Source organism: Mesorhizobium sp. M7A.F.Ca.CA.004.04.2.1 (assembly GCF_004022825.1).
Taxonomy (GTDB): Bacteria; Pseudomonadota; Alphaproteobacteria; order Rhizobiales; family Rhizobiaceae; genus Mesorhizobium.
The window spans coordinates 1-1,796 of the sequence record NZ_RZPH01001146.1 but is presented as its reverse complement, the minus strand read 5'-3'; the positions used below and the strand labels follow the sequence as shown (position 1 = coordinate 1,796).

Annotated in this window: 1 protein-coding gene; it reads left to right on the top strand. The window is 66.4% G+C overall.

All coding sequences use genetic code 11. The annotated features are described in order from the left end of the window. The coding region (locus EN893_RS32270) for an autotransporter-associated beta strand repeat-containing protein (protein WP_206640217.1) at positions 1–1,796 on the top strand (1,796 nt) is incomplete at both ends.

The window sequence follows — 1,796 nt, the reverse complement described above, 5'->3', positions numbered from 1 at the left end:
GCGCTCAGCTGGGCAACCGTCAACGGCACCGACTACGCGCAGGTCAGCGGCGGAGCCATCAACGCCTTCACCGCCTATGCAAACAAGGACAATGCCAGCACCTGGCTGACCGGCGACGTGGTCAGTGACGCGGGCGGGGCGGCCAACACCCCGTTCGCCAACACCGTTGCGGGCAACGTCCAGCTCGGCGGCATCAAATACACCGCCGCGGCCAACTCCATAGTCACCGTCGGCGCCAGCAACACGCTCGGCGTGGACGGCACGATCATTGTCGCCTCCAGCGTCAACAATGCCAGTCAGACCATCACCGGCGGCTCGATCACCGGCGCGACCGGCGGCGGTACGCTGGGCGTGCTCGAAAACAGCACGGGCACCGGTACCTTCACGATCGCGTCGACGATCGTCGACAATGGCGGCGCAACCAGCTTCGCCAAGGGCGGCGCCGGCAAGGTCGCGCTGACCGGCGCGAACAGCTACACCGGGGGCACGACGCTGAGCGGCGGCACGTTGGCCATCGACAGCGTCGCCAATGGCGGCTCTGCGAGCAGCATTGGCGCTTCGGGCGCGGCTTCGGCGAACCTGGTGCTCGAAAGCGGTACGCTGGAATATACCGGCGTCGGTGCGGGCACGACCGACCGCGGCTTTACCCTGGTCAATGGTGGTGCACCGCGGACGATCCAGGTCGACAGCGGCAATCTGAGCTTCGGCGGCGTGGTCGTCGGTTCGGACGATGCCGGATTCAACAAGACCGGCGCCGGCCTGCTGACACTTGGCAATGCCGCCAACACCTATACCGGCATCACGACGATCTCCGCCGGTACGCTGTCGGTCAACACGCTGGCCGATGGCGGTGTGGCGAGCGGTATCGGCGCATCGTCCTCGGATGCCGAGAACCTCGTGATCCAGACCGGCGGAACGCTGCAATATACCGGGGCGACCGCCAGCACCGATCGCGGCTTCACGCTCAACGGAGGCGCGGGTGGCTCGCTCGATGTCACCAATGCGGCAACGACGCTCACCGTCAGCGGCACGGTGGTTGGCGCCGTGCCGTTTCACAAAGCCGGCGCCGGCACTCTGGTTTTTTCGGGCACCAACAGCAACAACGGTCCGACATTCATTGACGGCGGCACGTTGCGCGCCGGATCGACCCAGGCCTTTGGTGGTCCCAATGCCATGAATTTGGCGGATGTCGCCGGCGTCACGCTCGACCTGAACGGTTTCAACAACAAGGTCGGCGGGTTGTCGGGAGGCGGCGCGAATGGCGGTACCGTTCGCCTCGGCGGAGCGACCCTGACGGTCGGCGGCACGACCGTCAGCTTCAGCGGCGCCATCACCGGGGCCGGCGGCCTCACCAAGGACAATAGCAGCACCCAGACGTTTGTCGGCTGCAACAACACCTATACCGGCGCGACGAACATCATCGGCGGTACGCTCAGCGTGGATTGCCTTGCCAATGGCGGCCAGGCAAGCGGCATCGGCGCTTCGACCAGCGCCTCCGCCAACCTTGGCCTGAATGGCGGCGTCCTTGCCTATACCGGCGGCAGCATCAGCATCGACCGCGGCATCACACTTGCCACTACCGGTGGGGCCATCAACGTGGTGAATGCCGCCACCGTGCTCGGCGGGAGCGGCCCGATCGTCGGTGCCGGCGCCTTCCGGAAGGACGGCGCAGGCACGCTCGTCCTGTCCGGTAACAACACCTATACCGGCATCACGACAGTCACAGGTGGCATCCTGCGCGCCGGCTCCAGCAGCGCCATCGGAGCGGGTGGATTCGGCCTGAACAACACCGCCGG